The 20324-nt window shown below is 70.4% G+C and carries 16 protein-coding genes and 1 pseudogene; 9 read left to right on the forward strand and 8 right to left on the reverse strand.

Annotated features, from left to right (window positions below; genetic code table 11):
* Nucleotides 1-140 precede the first annotated feature (140 nt).
* Nucleotides 141-1283 carry an XdhC family protein gene (locus OG828_RS47250; RefSeq protein ID WP_328504668.1) on the forward strand — a complete coding sequence of 381 codons (1143 nt, stop codon included), beginning with the start codon at nucleotides 141-143 and terminating at the stop codon, nucleotides 1281-1283.
* Between the two features lie 171 nt (nucleotides 1284-1454).
* Here the strand turns inward: OG828_RS47250 and OG828_RS47255 are convergent, their stop codons facing one another.
* From OG828_RS47255 to OG828_RS47270, 4 genes are all read right to left on the reverse strand, one after another.
* A complete protein-coding gene (locus tag OG828_RS47255; RefSeq protein WP_328504669.1) occupies nucleotides 1455-2120 on the reverse strand; it encodes a response regulator transcription factor in 666 nt (221 codons plus the stop codon).
* Complete coding sequence (locus OG828_RS47260) at nucleotides 2117-3388, reverse strand: sensor histidine kinase (protein WP_328504670.1); 1272 nt, start codon at nucleotides 3386-3388, stop codon at nucleotides 2117-2119. The genes OG828_RS47255 and OG828_RS47260 overlap by 4 nt, the downstream gene beginning before the upstream one ends.
* 64 nt (nucleotides 3389-3452) lie before the next feature.
* The gene (locus OG828_RS47265) at nucleotides 3453-4298 is read right to left on the reverse strand and encodes an ABC transporter permease subunit (RefSeq protein WP_328504671.1); all 846 of its coding nucleotides are present in this window, start codon (nucleotides 4296-4298) and stop codon (nucleotides 3453-3455) included.
* A complete protein-coding gene (locus tag OG828_RS47270; protein ID WP_328504672.1) occupies nucleotides 4295-5233 on the reverse strand; it encodes an ATP-binding cassette domain-containing protein in 939 nt (312 codons plus the stop codon). The genes OG828_RS47265 and OG828_RS47270 overlap by 4 nt, the downstream gene beginning before the upstream one ends.
* Before the next feature lie 359 nt (nucleotides 5234-5592).
* Here OG828_RS47270 and OG828_RS47275 point away from each other — a divergent pair, with 359 nt between their 5' ends.
* A complete protein-coding gene (locus OG828_RS47275; RefSeq protein WP_328505056.1) occupies nucleotides 5593-8019 on the forward strand; it encodes an MFS transporter in 2427 nt (808 codons plus the stop codon).
* 203 nt (nucleotides 8020-8222) lie between these two features.
* Here OG828_RS47275 and OG828_RS47280 read toward each other — a convergent pair whose 3' ends face one another.
* The 3 genes from OG828_RS47280 to OG828_RS47290 form a co-directional block, all read right to left on the reverse strand.
* A complete protein-coding gene (locus OG828_RS47280; protein ID WP_328504673.1) occupies nucleotides 8223-9197 on the reverse strand; it encodes an Lrp/AsnC family transcriptional regulator in 975 nt (324 codons plus the stop codon).
* A 121-nt stretch (nucleotides 9198-9318) separates the two neighbouring features.
* Nucleotides 9319-9774, reverse strand: coding sequence for a MarR family winged helix-turn-helix transcriptional regulator (locus OG828_RS47285; protein ID WP_328504674.1), 456 nt, complete (start codon nucleotides 9772-9774; stop codon nucleotides 9319-9321).
* A 90-nt stretch (nucleotides 9775-9864) separates the two neighbouring features.
* Entirely contained in the window at nucleotides 9865-10320 is a 456-nt protein-coding gene (locus OG828_RS47290; RefSeq protein WP_328504675.1) for a MarR family winged helix-turn-helix transcriptional regulator, read from the reverse strand.
* Between the two features lie 72 nt (nucleotides 10321-10392).
* On the opposite strand from OG828_RS47290, the gene OG828_RS47295 reads away from it, so the two are divergent.
* The 7 genes and pseudogenes from OG828_RS47295 to OG828_RS47320 all read left to right on the forward strand — a co-directional run bounded on the left by OG828_RS47295 (nucleotide 10393) and on the right by OG828_RS47320 (nucleotide 19377).
* Nucleotides 10393-11184 carry an SDR family NAD(P)-dependent oxidoreductase gene (locus OG828_RS47295; RefSeq protein ID WP_328504676.1) on the forward strand — a complete coding sequence of 264 codons (792 nt, stop codon included), beginning with the start codon at nucleotides 10393-10395 and terminating at the stop codon, nucleotides 11182-11184.
* Nucleotides 11185-11608: 424 nt separating this feature from the next.
* A pseudogene (locus tag OG828_RS47300) lies at nucleotides 11609-13147 on the forward strand (pyruvate dehydrogenase); the annotation flags it as partial.
* 236 nt (nucleotides 13148-13383) lie between these two features.
* A complete protein-coding gene (locus OG828_RS49785) occupies nucleotides 13384-13752 on the forward strand; it encodes a transketolase-like TK C-terminal-containing protein (protein WP_443062481.1) in 369 nt (122 codons plus the stop codon).
* 223 nt (nucleotides 13753-13975) lie between these two features.
* Nucleotides 13976-15511 (forward strand): aldehyde dehydrogenase family protein, encoded by a 1536-nt coding sequence (locus OG828_RS47305; RefSeq protein ID WP_328504677.1) that lies wholly within the window; start codon nucleotides 13976-13978, stop codon nucleotides 15509-15511.
* Between the two features lie 116 nt (nucleotides 15512-15627).
* Nucleotides 15628-16818, forward strand: coding sequence for an amidohydrolase family protein (locus OG828_RS47310; RefSeq protein WP_328504678.1), 1191 nt, complete (start codon nucleotides 15628-15630; stop codon nucleotides 16816-16818).
* A 62-nt stretch (nucleotides 16819-16880) separates the two neighbouring features.
* Nucleotides 16881-17801, forward strand: coding sequence for an NADP-dependent oxidoreductase (locus tag OG828_RS47315; protein WP_328504679.1), 921 nt, complete (start codon nucleotides 16881-16883; stop codon nucleotides 17799-17801).
* Between the two features lie 85 nt (nucleotides 17802-17886).
* Nucleotides 17887-19377 carry an aldehyde dehydrogenase family protein gene (locus OG828_RS47320; RefSeq protein ID WP_328504680.1) on the forward strand — a complete coding sequence of 497 codons (1491 nt, stop codon included), beginning with the start codon at nucleotides 17887-17889 and terminating at the stop codon, nucleotides 19375-19377.
* A gap of 84 nt (nucleotides 19378-19461) precedes the next feature.
* On the opposite strand, the gene OG828_RS47325 is transcribed toward OG828_RS47320, so the two are convergent.
* Complete coding sequence (locus OG828_RS47325) at nucleotides 19462-20235, reverse strand: IclR family transcriptional regulator (RefSeq protein ID WP_328504681.1); 774 nt, start codon at nucleotides 20233-20235, stop codon at nucleotides 19462-19464.
* Nucleotides 20236-20324 lie beyond the last annotated feature (89 nt).

A 20324-nucleotide genomic window follows, 5' to 3' on the forward strand; every position in this document is an offset into this window, starting at 1 on the left:
GGTCGGCCCATCAGGGCGCTCCCACCAGCGCCCGGCGGCCTTGCGCCACACCGCCGGGCACCAGGGCCGCCGCTGTGTCCTCCTCCCCCCGAGGGCCGGCGGCGGTCCCCTGAAGTCACCCAACTCAAGGAAAGCCCGCCATGCTGAACATCGCGGACACATTGCACCGTTGGTGCCGCGAGGTCCGCCCCTTCGCCCTCGCCACCGTCGTCCACGTCAGCGGCAGTGCGCCTCTGCCCGTCGGCACCGCCCTGGCCGTCGACACGGACGGCACCGCGGTCGGCAGCATCTCCGGCGGCTGTGTCGAAGCGGCGGTCTACGAGCTGTGCCGACACGTCCTGGCACACGGCGGCCCGCCCGCCCGCGCCGGCTTCGGCTACTCCGACGACGATGCCTTCGCCGTCGGCCTGACCTGCGGCGGCGAGATCGAGGTGCTGGTCCAGTGCGTGGAACCCGCTGCCGAGCCCCACCTCGTCGCCGCCCTCGAAGCCGTGCTCGCGGGGCGCCCCACAGCCGTGGCCCACATCGTCGACGGCCCCGACGAACTCGTCGGCCATACGCTCCACGTCCCTGGCGAGGGGCCCCACGACGGCACGCTCGGCTCCGGGAGCGACTACCGGCAGGTCGTGGCGCAATCCCGTGCGCTGCTGCGAGTGGGCCGCACAGCCCGCATCGAAGTGGGTGGCGACACCGCCACCTGCCCCCGGAACCTGACCGTCCTCGTCCACACCCACGCATCCCGCCCCCGCATGCTGATCTTCGGCGCCGTCGACTTCGCCGCCGCCCTCAGCCAGGCCGGCCGCTTCCTCGGCTACCGGGTCACCGTCTGCGACGCCCGCCCCGTCTTCACCACGCGGGCCCGCTTCCCGTACGCCGACGAGATCGTCACCGACTGGCCCCACCGCTACCTCGCGGCCACCGAGACCGACGCCCGCACCGCCGTCTGCGTCCTGACCCACGACGCCAAGTTCGACATCCCCCTGCTGCGTCTGGCGCTGACCCTTCCCGTCGGCTACGTCGGCGCGATGGGCTCGCGACGCACTCACGAGCACCGCATCGACCTGCTCCGGGAAGCCGGCATCTCCCAGGACCAATTGGCCCGGCTGCGCTCACCGATCGGCCTGGACCTCGGTGCCCGTACTCCCGAGGAGACAGCCATATCCATCACCGCGGAGATCATCGCCCACGCCAACCGCGGCACGGGCCTGCCCCTGTCGCACGGCACCGGCCCCATCCACCGTCCCGCGCAGCCCCTGCCCGACCTGGTGGCGCCGACGCCGTAACCCCCAGACAGACGCCGACCGGCGGTGCGACGCGCATCGGCACCCACGCCCACGCCGGGAGGGGGCGGATGGGAACTACGAGGCCGATCTCCGACGGCTTTGTCCAAGACGTCGACCACGCAAGCATGGGGCGTCCCCGCCGGATGGCTCGGGAGTCTTGGCGTGGACCAGTCATGCGACGGGGTGGGCGTGGCCGGTCTGGTAGGCGATCACGACGAGTTGGGCGCGGTCCCGGGCGCCGAGCTTGGTCATGATGCGGTTCACGTGGGTCTTGGCGGTCGAGGGCGAGATGTGGAGCTGTTCGGCGATGGCGTCGTTGGAGAGGCCCGTGGCCACAAGGACGAGTACTTGGCGCTCGCGGTCGGTCAGGGCCGTCAGCTCCCGGGGCGGAGTGCCCGTCCTGTCGGGTGAGGCGAGGTAGTGCGCGATGAGTGTCCTGGTCGCCCTGGGTGACAGCAGCGCCTCTCCCCGGGCGACCAGCCGGATGGCGTCGAGGAGGTAGGAGAGCTCCACGCTCTTTCCGAGGAACCCGCTGGCCCCGGCACGCAGCGCGTGGAAGACGTGCTCGTCGGCTTCGAAGGTCGTCAGGATCAGCACCCGGACGCCCACGAGGTCCGCGTCCGCCGAGATGGCGCGCGTGGCGGCGAGGCCGTCCATGTCCGGCATCCGGATGTCCATCAGCACGACGTCGGCACGGCTGCTGCGGGCCAGCGCGACCGCCTCTTCGCCCGTCGCCGCCTCTCCGACGACCTCCAGGTCCGGCTCCGACTCGATGAGCATGCGGAAGCTGGCGCGGACGAGGGCCTGGTCGTCGGCGAGCAGAACGCGGATGCTCATCCCTGCCTCCCCTCGGCGGCGGTCGCAGGCAGGGTCGTGGCCGGTCGGTCCGACGTGCGAGTGTCGGTCGGTGGTCCGGCCGTAGGCAGCGGTAGGCGCACAGCGAGACGAAAACGACCGTCGGCGTCCGCACCGGCATGGAGGCTGCCGCCGACCGCCTGGGCGCGCTCGCGCATGCCCGTCAGCCCATGTCCGGTGCCCGTCGCGGCCGACGCCGGATTCGGGCCGGAGTCCAGTGGGTTGGTGATGCGGATGCGCAGTTCGTCGGGTCCGTAGTCGACGAGCAGGTCCGCCTCGGCGGCCGCGCCGTGCTTGTGCGCGTTGGTAAGACCCTCCTGGACGACGCGGTAGGCGGCCAGGTCGATGGCGGTCGGCAGGGGACGCGGGTGGCCGGCCTGCCGCTGGCGGACGCTCAGCCCGGCGGCGGTCAGCGATTCGAGGAGCCCGCCGAGGCGGGACAGGCCGGGCACGGGTTCGATCGGCTGCGTCTCGTCCGTCGTCTCGTCACCGGACTGGCGCAGTACGTGCAGCAGCGGGCCCAGTTCGTCCAGGACCGTTCGGCCGGCCTCACGAATGTGACCGAGCGCCACCTCGGCCTGATCCGGCCGGCCCCGCAGGAAGTGACCGGCGACCCCTGCCTGAATGGTGATCAGGGCGATGTGGTGGGCGATCACGTCGTGGAGCTCCCGCGCTATGCGCAGCCGCTCCTCGGCGACCCGGCGGCGGGCCTCTTCCTCCTTGGTCGCCTCCGCCCGCAGCGCTCGCTCCTCCATCGCGGCGGCGTAGGCGTGCCAGGTGCGTACGGTGGCCCCGACGGCGGCGAACATCCCGGTCCAGGCGAACACGGCGCCGGCCTCCGGGCCGGCGGCCGAATCCGTCGCATAGGTGATGACCGCGTACAGGGAGAGGGCCGTGCCCGAGACGGCGATCAAGGCGGTCCGCCGGCGGACCGTTCGGGCCACGGTGTAGACCGCGATCAACGCGGCGATCTTCAGCACCCGTGACGGGTACGACGCGAGGACGGTGAAGGCCACCTCCCCGAGCACTGTCAGCGCCAGGACGGGCAGCGGCGCGCGGCGGCGGGCCAGCAGAAGCAGGAACGCGGCCGCCGCGGCGACGGCGTCGGCGCCCGACGGCCGTACGCCGTCGGGCCACCGTCCGAACAGCAGGGGGAGCAGGCCGATACCGCCCACGAGCGTGGCGAGGGCGGCGTCCAGCATGCGCGGGTGAGCGCCGGTGACCCGTTGCAGCGACGCCGGTCCGATCACGGCTTCACCGTTCCTTAGTGCAAGGCGTACGTGCGGGTCGACGCAGTGCCCACGGCGACCGGGGTCACGCGTCGCGTCGCTTGAACAGTACGGCCGCGCCGGCCAGGAGCACGACGATGTAGGCGGCGAACACCGCGAGCCCGGACCCGGGTGACAGCGAGTCGCCGGCCGTCCGCACCGTCATGACCGCGTTCGCGGCGTTCGACGGCAGGTACGGGCCGATGGCGTCGTTCCAGCTGCTCGGCAGCAGCTGGATCAGGCCGGGCACCACGAACAGTGAGCCCACCACGAGGGTGATCGCTCCGGCGGTGTTGCGCAGCAGGACGCCGACCGCCAGTCCGATCAGCCCGGCTCCGGTGAGGTAGACCGCCGCGCCGACAAGCGCCCGGAACACCCCTGGATCGGACAGCGCTGTGGTCTCCAGACCGCGGGAGGACAGGACCGACTGACCGGCCAGGAAGGCCCCCAGGACCGCGACGAACATGAGCACGAAGCTCACCGTGGCGAAGACGGTCACCTTGCCCCACAGCACCGGCAGGCGCGAGGGGACCGCGGCCAGCGTGGCGCGGATGGATCCGGTGGCGTATTCGCCGGCGCTCATCAGCACCCCGAGCACCGCGACGGCCAGCGCGGCGAGCATCACGCCGCCCAGGCTGATCGAGGTCGGGTCACCGAAATCATCCTCTCCGGGGCCCTCTCCCGAACCGACCACACTGCTGAACAGCAGCCCGAAGCCGATGACCAGGGCCACGGTGATCGCCAGCGTGTAGAGCGTCGATCGGAGCGACCGCAGCTTGATCCATTCCATGTGGACGACCCGCGGAAAGGTGACCTGCTGACCGCCCGCATGCCGACCGGCGGTCCCGGTCGTCTTCTGTGCGTCCTGGGTGTCGAGGGCGGTAGTGCTCATCGGCTCGTCCTTCCGGCGGTGGCGAACTCGGCGGTGGTGGCGTGGTATTCGACGGAGTCGCGGGTCAGCTCCATGAACGCCTCCTCCAGCGACGCCTCCTGAACGAACAACTCGTGCAGCACCAGCCCGGCGGCCGCGGCGCGTTCGCCGATCTCGGCGGCCTCCAGCCCCTGGACGTCCAGCACGCCGGGCCGGCTGCTGCTGACCGAGACGCCGTCACCGACCAGAAGGTCACGCAGGGACGCGGCCTGCGGCGACTGCACCCGTACGCTCCGGCCGGCGGACTGGGCGATGAAGTCGGCGAGCGGGCCCGCGGACAGCAGCCGCCCGCGCCCGATCACGATGAGGTCCTCTGCGATCAACGCCATCTCGGTCATCAGGTGGGAGGAGACGAAGACGGTCCGCCCCTGGTCCGCGAGGTCCTTCAGGAGGTTGCGGATCCACAGCACGCCTTCGGGGTCGAGGCCGTTGACCGGCTCGTCCAGCATGACGATGTGCGGATCGCCGAGCAGCGCCGAGGCGATGCCCAGCCGCTGCCCCATGCCCAGCGAGAAGCCGCCCGCCCGCTTGCGGGCCACCTCCGTCAGGCCGACCATGTCGATCACTTCCAGCACCCGCTGCCTGCCGATGCCATTGCTCGCCGCCAGCGCGAGCAGGTGGTTGTACGCCGAGCGTCCAGGGTGGATCGCCTTCGCCTCCAGCAGCGCCCCGATCTCCCGCAGCGGGGCCTTGTGCTGCTCGTAGGAGCGGCCGTTGACGCGGACGGTTCCGGACGTCGGCCGGTCCAGCCCCATGACCATCCGCATCGTCGTCGACTTGCCCGCCCCGTTGGGCCCGAGAAATCCGGTCACCACTCCAGGGCGCACGGTGAAGCTCAATGTGTCGACCGCAAGCTTGTCCCCGTACCTCTTACTGAGGTCGTTCACCTCGATCACAATCCACCTCCGGTTGCTTTAGGCCTCAAGGCTCGTGCAAGGAGGTCTGCTTTCGCGTCGCCCTGCGGCGTTCACTGCCTGTACCACGACCGCGGTACGCCGCTGCCGGTGGCAGCGACCTTAGGGTGACGCCCGCTCATGCGCTCCAAAGCCGTCGGCCCGTCGGAAATCCCTCGCGAGACCGCTCCGGATGTCGGTTTTCCGGGATCTGGAGACCGTGGCTGGCTCGGGAGGCAGGAGCGGCCGGAAGGTGTCGACGTGTCAGTCGAGTGCGGCCCCGCCGCGCCACAAGGGAGAGTTTCGTGAACGTCGCGCCATCGGTGAACGAGCCACGAGAACGGCAGGTGGCCACAGTGGTCATGGCCTGTCTCGGGATGTTCGTCGCCTATCTGCCGGTGACCACCGTCTCGGTGAGCCTGCCCGCCATCCAGAGCGCGCTGCACGCGTCGACCTCTCAACTGACCTGGGTCTCGTCCGCGTTCCAGCTCCCCATGGCCGCTTTCATCCTGACCGCCGGGGTCTTCGGTGACGTACACGGCCGCAAGAACGTGTACCTGACAGGCCTAGCGCTGGCAGGCGCGGGAGCCGTGATCGCGCTGTCGGCGCAGTCGATCGAGGTTCTGTGGGTCGGTCAGGCGTGCGCCGGGCTGGGCGCGGCCGCGTTGCTGCCGTCGACACTGGCGCTGATCAGCCATGCCGTACCCGACCCGCGCAAACGCGGCACGTTCGTCGGGCTCTGGGCGGCCTCGCTGATGGCCGCGCTGGCCGTCGGCCCCTTGATCGCCGGTGTGATCCTCGACCACACCACCTGGCGCTGGATCTTCCTGCCGGCCATACCGGTGGCGGCCATCACCCTGGCGGTCGCGGCACCCCTGGTGAAGGACTCCCGCGCGCCCGGTGAGCGTCGGCTGGACTGGCCCGGCCAGATCACCGCGGCGGTGACGATCACCGCGCTGGTCTACGGCGTCATCGAGGGCGGTGCCGCGTCGTTCACCGAGGGCCGGGTGATCGCGGCCCTGTCACTGGCCGTGGCCGGTGCCATCGCCTTCGTCCTGGTCGAGCGGCGCAGCCCCAGCCCGATGCTGGACCTGTCGCTCTTCCGCAGCGCGGCCTTCAGTGCGACGACCCTGATCGCCATGATCACGTTCCTGGGGCTGATCGGTTTCTTCTTCGTCCTCAGTCTCTATCTCGGCCTGGTGCAGCGCCTCGACACCCTGCACGCGGGTTACCGGCTGCTGGTCGTCAGCGTGATGTCCCTGGTCGTGGGCGCCCTGGCGGGCCGCCTCATGCACCGGATCCCGCCCCGATTCATGATCACGACCGGTCTGCTGGTCACCGCGGGGTCGCTGTTGTCCTTGACCGCGATCGACGCCGGGACCGGTTTCGGTCCGCTGGTCTGGCGACTGGCCCTGCTCGGCCTCGGTCTCGGACTGGTGATCACCCCGATGACCGCCACGGCGGTCGCGGCGGTGCCGCACCACCTGGCCGGTATGGCGGCGGCGGGCAACAACGCCTTCCGCCAGGTCGGCGCTGTGCTCGGCCCGGCCGTGCTGGGCACCCTGCTGACGACGAAGAGCGCCGACACCCTGCCCGGCCACCTGCGCGACGTCGGCCTCACCGGACCCGTCGCCCACCGGATCACCGACGCCGTGGACGCGGGCGGCCTGGGAGCGGCGGCCCGCGTGGACCTCGGCCAGGACACCGGCCGGGCCATGGGCGCGTTGGGTGAGGCCTTCCTCGACGGCCTCTACCTGTGCCTGATCGTGGCCGCGTGCCTGGCCCTGGCCGCCGCCCTCGTCGGCGCGGTACTGCTGCGGACTCCGCAGCGCACCATGGCACCTGTCGCCGGCTCTGCTGATCAGGTTGCACCCGAGGGCGCCGGGCCTTCCGTCGAGTCCGAGTTCGAGCCGGAGCCGGTGCTGGTCGGTGCCCACGCTCGGGGGCGGTCGGGTGGGCCTGATCAGCAGTTCGGCGCGGCCGGCTCCGCAGCCGGTGGTGACACGTTCGTCCCTGACGACGGACGAGGTCCCGCCCTGTACGGCCGGATACTCGAGACGGGCGGGGAGGCCGTCGAGGGAGCCACGCTGACGCTGATCTCACTGGGCGGGCGACAACTGGGCCGGGCCGTGGCGCATCCCGGAGGCCGTTACCGTCTGGATGCACCGAGCGCGGGATCGTACGTGCTGATCGCGGCGGCGGAGGGCCACCAACCGCAGGCGTCCACCCTGGTGGTGGGGAAGGAGCCGCTGTCGCACGATGTCCTGCTGTCCGCGAACAGCGGGTTGGCCGGCACGGTCGTCACCGCCGGAGACGGGGCGCCCGTGCAGGGTGCGACGGTGGCGGTGACGGACGCGCGGGGAGAGGCACTGGCCGCCGAAACGACCGACGCGGCAGGCGCGTTCGCGTTCGGAGAGCTGCCGCAAGGCGATGTCACGGTGATCGTGACCGCGGCGGGATTCCGGCCCGCCGCTCTGCCGGTGCGGGTGTTCGGCCCTCGACTCGCCCGGCTGGACGTGGCGTTGTGGCCGGGGGCGGCCCTTCGGGGCACCGTGCGGGCGGGCGCCGATCGCCGGCCGCTGACCGACGCGCGGGTCACGCTCGTGGACAAGGCGGGCAACGTGATCGGCACGGCGACCACCGGATCCGACGGTGGCTATGCCTTCGCCGACCTGGACGCGGGCGAGTACTCGGTGATCGCCGGCGGCTATCCGCCGGTTGCCGCGCCGATATCCGTGGACGGGCCGGGACGTGAGCTCGACCTGGAATTGGCGCATCCGGAGAGCTGAGCCGGCCACCTGATCGGCGGGCCCGTCCGCGAGGCAGGGCCGCAGAACGTACCGGACCGGGCCGCAGCGAGGGCATGGAGCGGCCGGTACCGGTACGGGGCGCGTCCGTGGGGACGGGAAGGCGCCCGCACGTGGTCCGGGACCAGCACTCCCGCGGGTCCTGGACCACCACACGCCGACCTCTACGCGATCGCGTGCCGGGGTCAGCGGCTCGGTTCGTAGGTGAGTTGCTTGAGCTGGCGCAGGATGAGCGCCGACTCCACCGCTTGGATGCCGCTGAGGGCACCGATCTTCTCGCTCAGGTAGGTGTACAGCTCGTCGGGGCTCCGGAAGTGGACGGAGGCGACGATGTTGGCCTGGCCCGTGGTGGCGGACGCGAAGTGCACCTCAGGGTGGGCGGCGAGGCTGCGGCCGACCTCGGCGAGCGCGTGGGGTGCCACGGTGAGCCAGAGCATGGCGCCGACGTCCTGCCCGAGAGGCCCGTGGTCGTACTGCACGTCGAAGTACAGCACGCCGGTGGAGAGCAGGGTTTCGAGCCGCCGTTTGACCGCGGACTCCGACTGGCCGGTGGCCTTCTGCAAGTCGGTGAGGGTGGCCCGGCCGTCGCGGCGGACCAACGCGAGCAGCGCCTTGTCGGCCGTGTCCAGAATGACGGGCGCATCCGGCGGCACCGGAGGCGGCAGGCGCAGCGCGGCCTCCTGGTCGGGGCTGAGCGCGTTGGACTTGTTCAGCCGGCCGAGTGGGCCGCCGTAGAAGGAGTGCAGCAGGCAGTGGGCGGTCACCGTGACGATCTGAGGGGTGCGCTGGAGCCGGTCGAAGAGCAGCTCGTCCCGCTCCTTGCGGCTGCGTGGTTTCATGCCGCAGACGACCTCGGTGCCACCGGAGATGAGATTCACGTAGAGCGTGTCCGGGCGCTTGGCGAGTGCGTCCGCGAGCTGTTCCGCCACATCTGGGGTGCAGTGCATGCGTACGAGCCAGCTCTGGCGGCCGAGGCGGTTCTCGTCCGTCATGCCGAGCACCCGCACGTTGACGGTGCTGCGCAGCCGTCGGTACCGCCGGGCGACGGTCTGGTCGGAGACACCGAGGACGGTGGCGATACGGCTGAACGGGGCGCGCCCGTCGAGCTGCAGCGCTTGCATGATCTGGAGGTCGAGGGAATCGAGTGTGGGGGCGCCCACCGGTTCTCCTTCGGTCAGGGGCGGAACGCGCCGCTGGAAGCGCGGAACAGCACGAGCGGTGAGCAGCGCGCTCGGCGCAGCCGGGCACGGGCCCGCTTCCCCTCCTCTGGAAAGGGACCGGTCAATGCGCCCGGACCGCGTCAGCCACCTCATCGAGGAGTGCCCTCAGCTGCGAGGTCTTCTCGGGACCGAGCTTCTCGGCGATCTGCTGTTCGATCTCCACGATCACGGCATCGGCCGCGCGCAGGATCTCGCGCCCGGCGTCGGTGAGGTGCAGCTCCTGCACGTGACGGTGGCGCGGGTGCGGTCGGCGTTCCAGTTGGCCACGCTCCTCCAGGCGGGCCACCTGGTCGGCCACTGCCTGCGGGGTGACGTTCAAGCGGCGGGCCAGTTCCGCGCCGGTCAGGCCGGGATCGGAATGGACGTTGATCAACAGGGTGTACTGCGCGGCCGCGAGACCCAGCGGTCGCAGCCGCTGATCCTTCCAGGCCTGGGCAGCCCACTCCGCCCGCCGCATCGCCCAGGTCACCCGGTCGAGTGCGTCGGCAGCGATCAGCCCCTCATCATCGTGTCTCACGCCGCGAGAATACGACACCTGGTCATATGTCAAACGCCTGATCACAGCCAAGCGCCTGACCGCTGGTCCTTCTTGAAGGCCTGCAGCGGCTCAGTCCTCGCGAACAGTCTCGGCCACCCGGTCGAGCAGCCCCCGCAGCTGCACTGCCTCCTCCGGGCCGAGACCACCGGTGATCTGCAGCTCGATGTCGGCGATCACTTTGTCGGCCGCGCGCAGGACCTCGCGCCCGGCGTCGGTGAGGTGCAGCTCCTGCACATGCCGGTGTCGCGGGTGCTCACGTCTCTCCAGCTGCCCGCGGCTCTCCAGTCGCGCCACCAGTGACGCGACGGCCTGCGGGGTCACGTTGAGGCGGCGGGCCAGTTCGGCGCCGGTCAGCCCCGGGTCGGAGTGCACCGACATCAGGAGGGTGTAGTGCGAGGCTGCCAGGCCCAGCGGGCGCAGCCGCTGCTCCTTGAGTGCCAGTACCGCCAGTTCCGCGCGGCGCAACGCCCAGGTCACCCGGTCGAGAGCGTTGGGCTCGATGAGCTCCTCATTGTTTCGTATCACGGGAGAAGGATACGACACTTCATAATCATCAAGCGTTTGACGCTGCTCCACCATCTGAATAACACTGGCCCCATGACTCGTACCCTCGCTCTGATCACTGGCGCCTCCTCCGGCATCGGCGCCGCCTACGCCCGGCTCCTGGCCGACGACCACGACCTGATCCTGGTGGCGCGACGCGCCGACCGGCTCGCCGACCTCGCCGGGGAACTCCGCGCCCATGGGGCAGCCGTCGAGGCGCTGCCCGCCGACCTCATGACCCACGACGGCATCACCGCTGTCACCGACCGCCTGGCCGCCGGGGACGTACGTACGCTGATCAGCAATGCCGGCGCCGGCGGCTACGCCCCGCTCACCGATGTCGAGTCGGCCGACATCGACCGCCTGCTCACCCTCAACGCCGTCGCTCCCGTCCGGCTGGTGCACGCCGCACTTCCCGGAATGCTCGCGGCGGGCGAAGGCGCCATCGTCACCGTCGCCTCGCTCCTCGCCTTCAGTGCGGGTGTCACGGACCCGCGAGCGCCCCGGCGCACCCTGTACGTCGCCGCGAAGGCCGCCACCCTGGGTTTCACCCGCACCCTCGCCAATGAACTTGCCGACACCCCGCTCCGCGTCCAGGTGCTGTGCCCCGGCGTGGTGGCAACGGAGTGGAATGGCGGCGCCGGCCGCAACATCCCCTGGGCGATGACGCCCGAGGACGTGGCGTCGGCCAGCCTGGCCGGGCTGCGCCTCGGTGAGACCGTCTGTGCCCCCGGCCTGGAGGGTCAGGAGGCCGCCCTGGACGCCTTGCTCGCCGCGGAGACCGCTTTCGTCTCGGGCGGCAACCAGCCGGCACTCGCGGCTCGCTACGCGGCTCCGCGCGCTTAGGGCGGTCATGACCGGCGGGCAGGTGATCGCTTCCTGCCCGCCCCGGCGAGACTATCTCAACTCTTGGCGCTGAGTCATGAGAATGACACGACAGGTTCCACGCCGTTGTCCTAAGTATTGACTGGATCAATGCCTCATAACTAACTTGGCTCCAGTTCAAGAGCGGGTTGAGTGAACCGCTCACGCGCTGATGGTCGGGTGCCTCTCCGAAGTCGCCGCCGACCGCAGGAGTTGGTCAGTCATGAGCAGCCCAGTAACCACGCCGCCGGACACCCAGGACGACTTCGGCGTTCTGCACGAGGTGGAGAGCAGGGTGCTCTGGCTGTCGTCGGCGATCACCCACCACGCGAACCGCGTCCGCGCGAACCCCTCGGGACTCAAGGTGGGCGGGCACCAGGCGTCGTCGGCGTCGATGGTGTCGATCATGACGGCGCTCTGGTTCCGGCATCTGCGGCCGCAGGACCGGGTGTCGGTGAAACCGCACGCGTCGCCCGTGCTGCACGCGATCAACTACCTGCTGGGCGAGCTGGACCCGTCCTATCTGCCGAGGCTGCGCGAGTTCGACGGCCTGCAGAGCTATCCGAGCCGGTCCAAGGATCCGGACCCGGTCGACTACTCGACCGGGTCCGTCGGCATAGGCGCGACCGCGCCGGTCTGGGGGGCGCTCTCGCGGCGCTATGTCAACGCCACGGTCGGCGACGTGGGTACCGGGCGGCAGTTCTCGTTGGTGGGGGACGCCGAGCTGGACGAGGGCGCGGTGTGGGAGGCGGTGCTCGATCCCGCTGTCGGCGAGCTGGGGGAGGTGGTCTGGGTCGTCGACCTGAACCGGCAGTCGCTGGACCGGGTCGTGCCCGACATCGCCGCCGAGAAACTGCAGGGCATGTTCACTGCGGCCGGCTGGCAGGTGATCACACTCAAGTACGGGCGGCGGCTCGAGGAGTTGTTCGCCCGGCCGGGCGGCGAGGAACTGCGGCGGCGGATCGACGCGATGACCAACCCGGAATACCAGCGACTCCTGCGGTGCGATGCCGGGCAACTGCGCCGGCGGCTGCCCGAAGGCCCCGGCGCCGAACGGATCCGCGCACTGGTCGGCCAGGTCGAGGACTCAGCGTTGGTGGACGCGGTGGCCAACCTTGGCGGCCACGACCTGGCCGCGCTGGACGCGGCCTTCTCGGCGATCGACGACAGCCGCCCCACGGCGATCCTCGCCTACACCATCAAGGGCTACGGGCTGGCTAGCCAGGGACATCCGCAGAACCACTCGGCTCTGCTGACCGAGGAGCAGATGCGAGAGCTCACCGAGCGGCTCGGCACCGACCCGGCGGATCCTTGGCGTGCCTTCGACGAGGACAGCGCGGCCCATGAGCTGTGCCGGCGGACCGCCGGGCGGCTGCGCAGAAGCGAGCCGGCGCACCACGCGCCGCCGGCCGTGCCCGTCGACATCGGGCGGACACCGTCCGGGATCGCGACCACCCAGGCAGCGCTCGGCCGGCTTCTGCTGGACCTGACCAGAGCGGCCCCGGAGGCGGCCGCACGGGTCGTCACGGTCAGCCCCGATGTCAGCTCCAGCACGAACCTCGGCGGGTGGGTGAACAAGGTCGGCGTGTGGTCGTCCACCGAACGGCGCGACTGGTTCTCCGACGACGCCGAGACCATCCTGCACTGGCGGGAAAAGCCGTCCGGGCAGCACATCGAACTGGGCATCGCCGAGACGAACCTCGTCGGCCTGATCGGCGAACTGGGTGCCTGCTGGAGCAAGTGGGGGCAGCCGCTCCTGCCGATCGGCGTGCTGTACGACCCCTTCGTCGAACGCGCCCTGGAACCCTGGTCGTTCGGCATCTACGCCGGCGGGCAGTCCCTTCTGGTCGGTACACCCTCCGGGGTCTCGCTGGCTCCGGAAGGCGGTGCGCACCAGTCGATCAAGACCCCGTCCATCGGCCTGGAGCAGCCCGGCTGCGTCACCTACGAACCGGCGTTCGCCCTCGACGCCGAATGGACGCTGCTCGCCGGCCTGGCCCGGCTCGGCTCGGCAGACCGGACGGCAGCTCCGCGTACGTACGGCTGTCGACGCGGCCGATCGACCAGACGCTGGCCGCGGTGCCCGATGACCCGGCCGCCCGGGAGCGGCGCCGGCGCCAGGTCGTCGCAGGGGCGTATCCCCTGCTGCGCGCCGACGGAGCCAAGGTCACCATCGCCGCGATGGGCGCGGTGCTGCCGGAGGCGCTGGCGGCCGCTGATCGTCTGGCACAGGTCGGGGTCCCGGCGGAGGTGGTGTGTGTCACCAGTCCCGATCTCCTGTACCGGGCGGTGCGTGCCAGGCAGGGCCACGAGCAGGCCGAGTCCTGGGTGCTGGACCAGGTCTTCCCGGCCGAGCGCGCCACACCTCTGGTCACGGTCCTCGACGGCCATCCGCACACCCTGGCCTTCCTGGCCACCGTCAACCGTGTGCCTGTCTCCTCCCTCGGCGTGACGCGGTTCGGGCAGTCCGGATCGCTGGAGGACGTCTACCGCGAGCACGGGATCGACGCGGACAGCATCGTCCGTGCCGCCCTCGACCTGACCGACTGATTCACAAGTTCCTTACCAACTGTCAAACAATTGACACTAGTCAGTGACTTGATAATCTAGTACTTGCCAAGGTCTTCGAGCCATCGCCGAAGCCATTCATCTCGGCGCGCGCCCGCTGTCACACGGCGGCCCTTCATCGCGCCGAACACGGCGTCCGCCACCTGCCCACCACCCTCGGGGTGCCGCTCGGGCGCAGGCGGTCGCAAGAAAGTGGGAGAGACCCATGACCAACAACACTCCAACGATCACGCGTGACGGAGTCATCGGACAGGACGGGAGCGAGGTGGTCACCGTCGACCAGGCCACCGGGGCGGAGTTCGCCCGGTACCCCGCGGCCGGCAAGAAGGAGGCGGCCGCGGCCGTCGCCGCCGCCCGCTCGGTCTCCGGGCCCTGGTGGGACCTCGGATTCGAGGGCCGTGCCCGGCAACTGCGCGCGTGGCAGCGGGAGATGGCCATCAGCGGCGAGGAGGGAGTCGCTCTCATCCACGCCGAGAACGGCAAGCCGCTCGACGAAGCCCGCGTGGAGGTGCTCGGGATTCTGGAGCACGTGCAGTACGCCGTCGAGAACGCCGAGCGCGTGCTGGGACGCCGGGAGGTCCCCGGCAGCCGCACCGTGCCCAACCAGCGTGCGTGGGTCGAATACCAGCCCTACGGCGTCGTCGGTGTCATCGGCCCGTGGAACTTCCCCCTGCTCACGCCGGGGGCCATCCTGGTCGAGGCGATCGCGGCCGGAAACGCCGCCATCCTCAAGCCCAGCCAGATCACGCCCGGCATCGGGGAGTGGCTCGTCCGGACCTGGCAGCGCGCGGTCCCCGACTTCCCCGACGTCCTCCAGTGCCTCAACGGGTTCGGGGCCACGGGCCAGGCACTCATCGAGTCCGGCCTGAACAAGCTCGCGTTCACCGGCAGCGTCAACACCGGCAAGACGGTGGCCGCCCAGTGCGCGCAGACCCTGACCCCCGTTCTGCTGGAACTCGGCGGAAAGGACGGCGTCATCGTGGCCGAGGACGCCGACCTGGACGAAGCCGCCAAGCACGTCGTCTGGGGCGCCATACAGAACACCGGACACGGCTGCATCAGTCTCGAAGTGGCCTACGTCGTCGAGTCGGTTCACGACGAGTTCGTCGAGAAGATAAGCCACCTCGCCAAGCAGGTACGCGTCGGCAGCGGCGAGGACGCGGAGATCGGCCCTGTTCCCCTGCCCACCCAGATCCCGATCATCCGGGAGCACATCCAGGATGCTCTCGACCGCGGTGCGACAGCCACTGTCGGTGGCATCGAGGCAGTGGGGGAGCGCTATGTCTCTCCCACCATCCTCGTCGGCGTGAGCCCCGACGCCCTGGCGGCGGCGGAGGAGACGTTCGGACCGACACTCGCCATTGTCAAGGTCACCGACACCGAGGAGGCCGTCGCGCACATCAACGGCGGCCGCTACGGACTGGGCAGCGCCGTCTTCAGCCGCGACCGCGGCGAGGACATCGCCCGCCGGCTCCGCGTCGGCATGACCAGCATCAACGACGCCCTGGTCTTCTCCATCAACCCCGCCGTGCCCTTCGGCGGCCGCGGCGACAGCGGTTACGGGCGCAAGCAGGGCGAGGAGGGACTCCGGGAGTTCGCCTACCCGCACTCCTTCACCGCCAAGACCGGCCCCGCCCAGTTCTCGGCCACCACCTTCGGCAGGCCCGCGGGCGCGATGGCGGGAGCCCTCGCCGGCGTGCGCGACAGGATCCTGGCCGAGAGCGGCGAGAAGACCGACTGACGGACTGACCCGGGCCGTCGGACCACTCCGGGGGGAAACGACGCGCACCTTCGCGGAGCGCGACAGCGATCGGCACGTCCAGACAATCACCGCGCCACCAATGAGGGAGAGCGGACATGTCCAACGAACGTCCCGTCCAAGCCGTGACTCCGCCCGCCGAGCCCCCGACCGCGGCCACCCGGCGAAGATTCATCGCCGCGACCGCCGCTGCCGGAGGAGCCGCCGTGGTCGGCGGGCTGGCCGCGGGACAACCCGCGCTCGCCGCCGACGCGGTGCCGGGCAGCCGTGCCGCCACGGCGGCCGGCGGCTCGAAGGACGACCGGAACGCCAAGAAGGAGAAGAAGATGCGCATCGTGGCCGTGGAAGAGGCGTTCTCCATCCCTGGAGCCATCCGGCAGGAGGCGGCGATCCGTCAGCGCATGGACGTGCCGGAGGCGATCAAGCACGAGTGGTTCCGGCGCCTGGACGACCTGACCGAGCTGCGGCTGGCGGACATGGACGCCAACGGCGTCGATGTCCAGGTCCTCTCGTACTCCACGCCGGGCCTGGAAGTGATCGAGGACCCGGCGGAGGCGGTGGCCGTCGCACGACGGGTCAACGACCATCTGGCCAAAATGGTCGCCGCGCATCCGAAACGGTTCGCGGGCTTCGCGGTCCTGCCGCTGCAGGACCCCAAGGCCGCGGTCGTGGAGCTGCGCCGGGCGGTGCAGGAACTCGGGCTCAAGGGCGTGCTGTACAACGACCACGTACGGGGGCACTACCTGGACGAGCCGCGGTTCAGGCCGGTATGGGCCGGGCTGGAGCGTCTCGGTGTGACGCTGTATCTGCATCCGGCCGTCATCCCGGTCGACAACTGGCGTGTCTTCGAGGGGTACTCCGTGCTGGTCGGGCCGACCTGGGGCTGGACCGCGACGGTGGGTGCCCACGCGCTCCGGCTGATCTACGGCGGCGTGTTCGACGAGTTCCCGCGCGCCTCGGTGACGTTGGGGCACATGGGCGAGCTGCTGCCGTTCCAGATGGCCCGGCTCGACAGCCGCTACCCCCACGTGCCCGTCGAGGAGAGGGTGAAGCACCTGCCCTCGTACTACCTGCGGAAGAACGTGTACGTCACCACCAGCGGAGTCATGTCGCATGCCGCACTGCTGGGAGCCGTCCATGCCGTCGGTGTCGACCGGGTGCTGTTCGCCATCGACTACCCCTTCGAGTCCAGCGCCGAGGCAGTGAAGTTCCTGCGTTCCGCACCGTACGCGCCGGCCGACCTCGCGCGCATCGCGCACGGCAACGCCGACCGCCTGCTGGGGCTGTGAACGGCCGACAGTCCGCGTAGTCCCCACTCCCTTTTCCCGGCAGTGCGATGAGAGGAGCCACGATGCCGAAAGCAGTGCGATTCGCGGAGTACGGGGGCATAGACGTACTCAACGTGGTCGACGCGCCACGCCCCACGCCCGGTGAACGGCAGGTGCTCGTCAAGGTGGTGGCCGCCGGGATCAATCCGGGCGAGGCCGTGATCCGGCAGGGGTTCTTCCACGACAGGTTTCCGGCGACGTTCCCGTCGGGCCAGGGCAGCGACCTCGCCGGGATCGTCGACGAACTCGGCGCGGGAGTCACCGGATTCGCCGTCGGTGACGAGGTGATCGGCTTCACCGACAACCGGGCCAGCCACGCCGAGTACGTGATCGTGGAGGAGGACCACCTCACCCCCCGACCGGTCGGCGTCCCGTGGGAGCAGGCCGGCGCGCTCTTCGTCGCCGGCAGCACGGCGTACGCGGCGGTGCACGCCGTCGAGGTCGGGCGTGGCGAGACCGTCGTCGTCTCCGGGGCCGCCGGTGGGGTGGGCTCTCTCGTCGTGCAACTCGCTCGGCTGGCCGGGGCCACCGTCATCGGTCTGGCGAGCGAGCCCCACCACGCATGGCTCGCCCGGCACGGAGCGATCCCGGTGACCTACGGAGAAGGCGTCGGCGAGCGCGTCCGCGCCGCGGCCGACGGCACGATCGACGCCTTCATCGACACCTTCGGCGCCCCCTACATCGAACTGGCGCTGGAACTCGGCGTACCCGCTGAACGGATCAACACGATCATCGACTTCCGGGGCGCGGCGAAGCACGGCACCAAGGCCGAGGGCACCGCGGCGGCGGCAAGCGCCGACGTCCTCGGGGAACTCGCCGCGCTGATTGCCGACGGTGAGCTGGAGATTCCCATCGCCCGCGTCTACCCGCTCGACGAAGTCCGCGACGCCTACCGGGAACTGGAACGCCGGCACACGAACGGCAAGATCGTTCTCAAGCCCTGAGGGGCCGTCATACACCGGCGGCCGCCGCATGGATGGGCGAGTCGTCACACCGAAGCAAACCCCTGAGCGGAGCACGACCATGGCAATGTCGTCACAACCCGAAGGTGCGATCCGCACCCGGTGGTCGTCCGAGGACGCCGCCGATCAGTTCACCGTCGACAACCCCGCCACCGGTGCGACCCTGGCCGTCGTGCAGGGCGCCGGCGACAAGGAAGTCGACCAGGCCGTTCAGGTGGCCTACGACGCGCACTTCTCCTGGAAGGCCCGCACCGCCCGCGAACGCGGCAGCTGGCTGCGGAAGATCGCCCAGGCGGTGCGCGAGCACGCCGACGAGATCGCCGCCCTGGAGTGCAGTGACAACGGCAAGCCCTTGACCCAGGCGCGCCATATGGACGTGAACGCGGCGATCGGGATCTTCGAGTTCTTCGCGAGCCTGTGCGACTCCATGCCCGGCCAGGTCAACGACGGCGGAAGCCTGCTGGACATCACGGTGCTCGAGCCCTACGGCGTCATCGGCGCGATCGTGCCGTTCAACTGGCCGCCGATTCACACCGCCAGCAAGCTGGCCCCGGCACTGGCCGTCGGAAACGCGGTGGTGATCAAACCGCCGGAGCAGGCCCCGCTGTCGGCCCTGCGCATGGTGGAGATCATCCAGTCCGTCCTGCCCGACGACGTGGTCCACATTATTCCCGGCACCGGCTCGATCGGATCGCAGCTCGCAGGCCACCCGCTCGTCGGCAAAATCTCGTTCACCGGGTCGCCCACCACCGGCGTCTCGGTCATCAAGACCGCGGCCGACAACCTGACGCCGACCCTGATGGAGCTCGGCGGCAAGGATCCGTTCATCATCTTCGAGGACGCGGACCTCGACCAGGCGCTGCCCTGGGCGATCGAGGGCGGCCTCTTCAACCAGGGCGAGGCCTGCACCTCGGCGTCCCGCGTCCTGGTGCACGCCGACATCTACGACGAGGTCGCGCGCCGCTACGGCGACGCGGTGAAGCGGCTGCGCGTCGGCAACGGCGCCGACCTCGGCACACACGTCGGACCGATGGTGTCCGCGGCCCAGCGCAAGCAGGTGCTGGACTACATCGACATCGGCGTCCAGGAGGGTGCCACGATCGCGGCGCAGGCGCCGCTCCCCGACGACCCGGAGCTGGCAGGCGGCTTCTACGTCGCGCCGACGCTGTTCACCGGCGTTCGCCCGGACATGCGCATCGCGCAGGAGGAGATCTTCGGCCCGGTCATCTCGATGATCCCGTTCCGCGACGAGGACGAGGCCGTCAAGATCGCCAACGGCACCGACTTCGGCCTGGTCGCCGCGGTGTTCACGCCGGATTCCGAGCGCGCGCTGCGGGTCAGCCGCGCCCTGCGCACCGGGTTCGTCTTCGTGAACAACTACAACCGGAATTTCACGGGTGTGCCCTTCGGCGGTGTCGGTGCGAGCGGCTTCGGCCGGGAGACCGCGGCGGAAACCCTGCGTGAGTACGGCTACAGCAAGAACATCCGCCTGGTCTCCGGACAGGGCGAGATCCCGCGCTGGGCACCGTCCCTAGAGGTGACCGGACACGACAAGTGAACAACCCGGTCCTTGAGGCGTAACCGCTTCCAAAGGTACGGCGTGCGGCACCCGTGGTCTGGCGGTGCCGCACGCCGCCGCGGTTCACAGTCCCTGGCCGATGTCCTGCGCGGTTGCGAGCAGTGGCCGGGACAGTTCCGTGAGCCGTGCGCGGGTGCACCGGACCGACGGAGCCGCCACGGCGACGGCGGCCACGGCGGTGCCCGTGCGGTCGCGTACGCATGCGCCGACGGCGTGCACGCCGCGCTCGCTCTCCTGGAGATTGAGGGCGTAGCCGTGGCGGCGGACGGTCACCAGTTCGTTCATCAGGCTCTCGAAGTCCTTGGGAGTCTTGGCCCGGTCCTCGGGGAGTCCGTTGGGGTAGAGGGCCCGGAGCCGGTCGGCGGGGAGTGTCGCGAGCAGGGCCTTGCCACCCGAGGTCGTGTGCGCGGGCAGGAGGGTGCCGGTGCGGTAGCTGACGCGCAGCGCCTGGGGGCCCTCCACGCCGTCCAGGAAGCGGGTGCCGTTGCCGTCGAGCACCATCAGGTGGGTCGTCTCGCGGACGGCGTCCGCCAGCCGTCGCAGGTGGGGGTGGGCGATGGTGATCAAGTCCGGGGGAGGGGCCGCCTGGCTTCCCCTGATCGCCTGGAGAGCCGGTCCAGGCCGGTACACCTTGTGGCGGTCCTGCGCCGCGAATCCCTCGAAGACAAGCATCGCGAGGATCCGGTGAGCGGTCGAACGCGCGACACCGAGCCGGTCCGCGACGTCCATCACCCGCAGCTCGTCGAGCTCGTGCAGCAGCCGGACGACGCGCAGGGCGTTGCCGGCGGCACTCACCGGATACGAGGGGCTGGGCGAGCGGTCCACTGAATTCTCCATAGCAGAATCCTAGACGCAAAGGATTCCGGTAGGGGGAAACATCGGCGTAGCGTCTTGAATCAGCGCCAAGAGATGGGCGCTTCTTCCTG

This window comes from Streptomyces sp. NBC_00457 (assembly GCF_036014015.1).
In the GTDB taxonomy this organism is placed as follows: Bacteria; Actinomycetota; Actinomycetes; order Streptomycetales; family Streptomycetaceae; genus Streptomyces.

Excerpts from the sequence above, each read along its gene's own strand:
- OG828_RS47250 (WP_328504668.1), top strand. The coding sequence starts at position 141 with ATGCTGAACATCGCGGACACATTGCACCGTTGGTGCCGCGAGGTCCGC.
- OG828_RS47255 (WP_328504669.1), bottom strand. The coding sequence starts at position 2,120 with ATGAGCATCCGCGTTCTGCTCGCCGACGACCAGGCCCTCGTCCGCGCC.
- OG828_RS47265 (WP_328504671.1), bottom strand. The coding sequence starts at position 4,298 with ATGAGCACTACCGCCCTCGACACCCAGGACGCACAGAAGACGACCGGG.
- OG828_RS47275 (WP_328505056.1), top strand. The coding sequence starts at position 5,593 with ATGGCCTGTCTCGGGATGTTCGTCGCCTATCTGCCGGTGACCACCGTC.
- OG828_RS47295 (WP_328504676.1), top strand. The coding sequence starts at position 10,393 with ATGACTCGTACCCTCGCTCTGATCACTGGCGCCTCCTCCGGCATCGGC.
- OG828_RS49785 (WP_443062481.1), top strand. The coding sequence starts at position 13,384 with ATGGGCGCGGTGCTGCCGGAGGCGCTGGCGGCCGCTGATCGTCTGGCA.
- OG828_RS47305 (WP_328504677.1), top strand. The coding sequence starts at position 13,976 with ATGACCAACAACACTCCAACGATCACGCGTGACGGAGTCATCGGACAG.
- OG828_RS47310 (WP_328504678.1), top strand. The coding sequence starts at position 15,628 with ATGTCCAACGAACGTCCCGTCCAAGCCGTGACTCCGCCCGCCGAGCCC.
- OG828_RS47315 (WP_328504679.1), top strand. The coding sequence starts at position 16,881 with ATGCCGAAAGCAGTGCGATTCGCGGAGTACGGGGGCATAGACGTACTC.
- OG828_RS47320 (WP_328504680.1), top strand. The coding sequence starts at position 17,887 with ATGTCGTCACAACCCGAAGGTGCGATCCGCACCCGGTGGTCGTCCGAG.
- OG828_RS47325 (WP_328504681.1), bottom strand. The coding sequence starts at position 20,235 with ATGGAGAATTCAGTGGACCGCTCGCCCAGCCCCTCGTATCCGGTGAGT.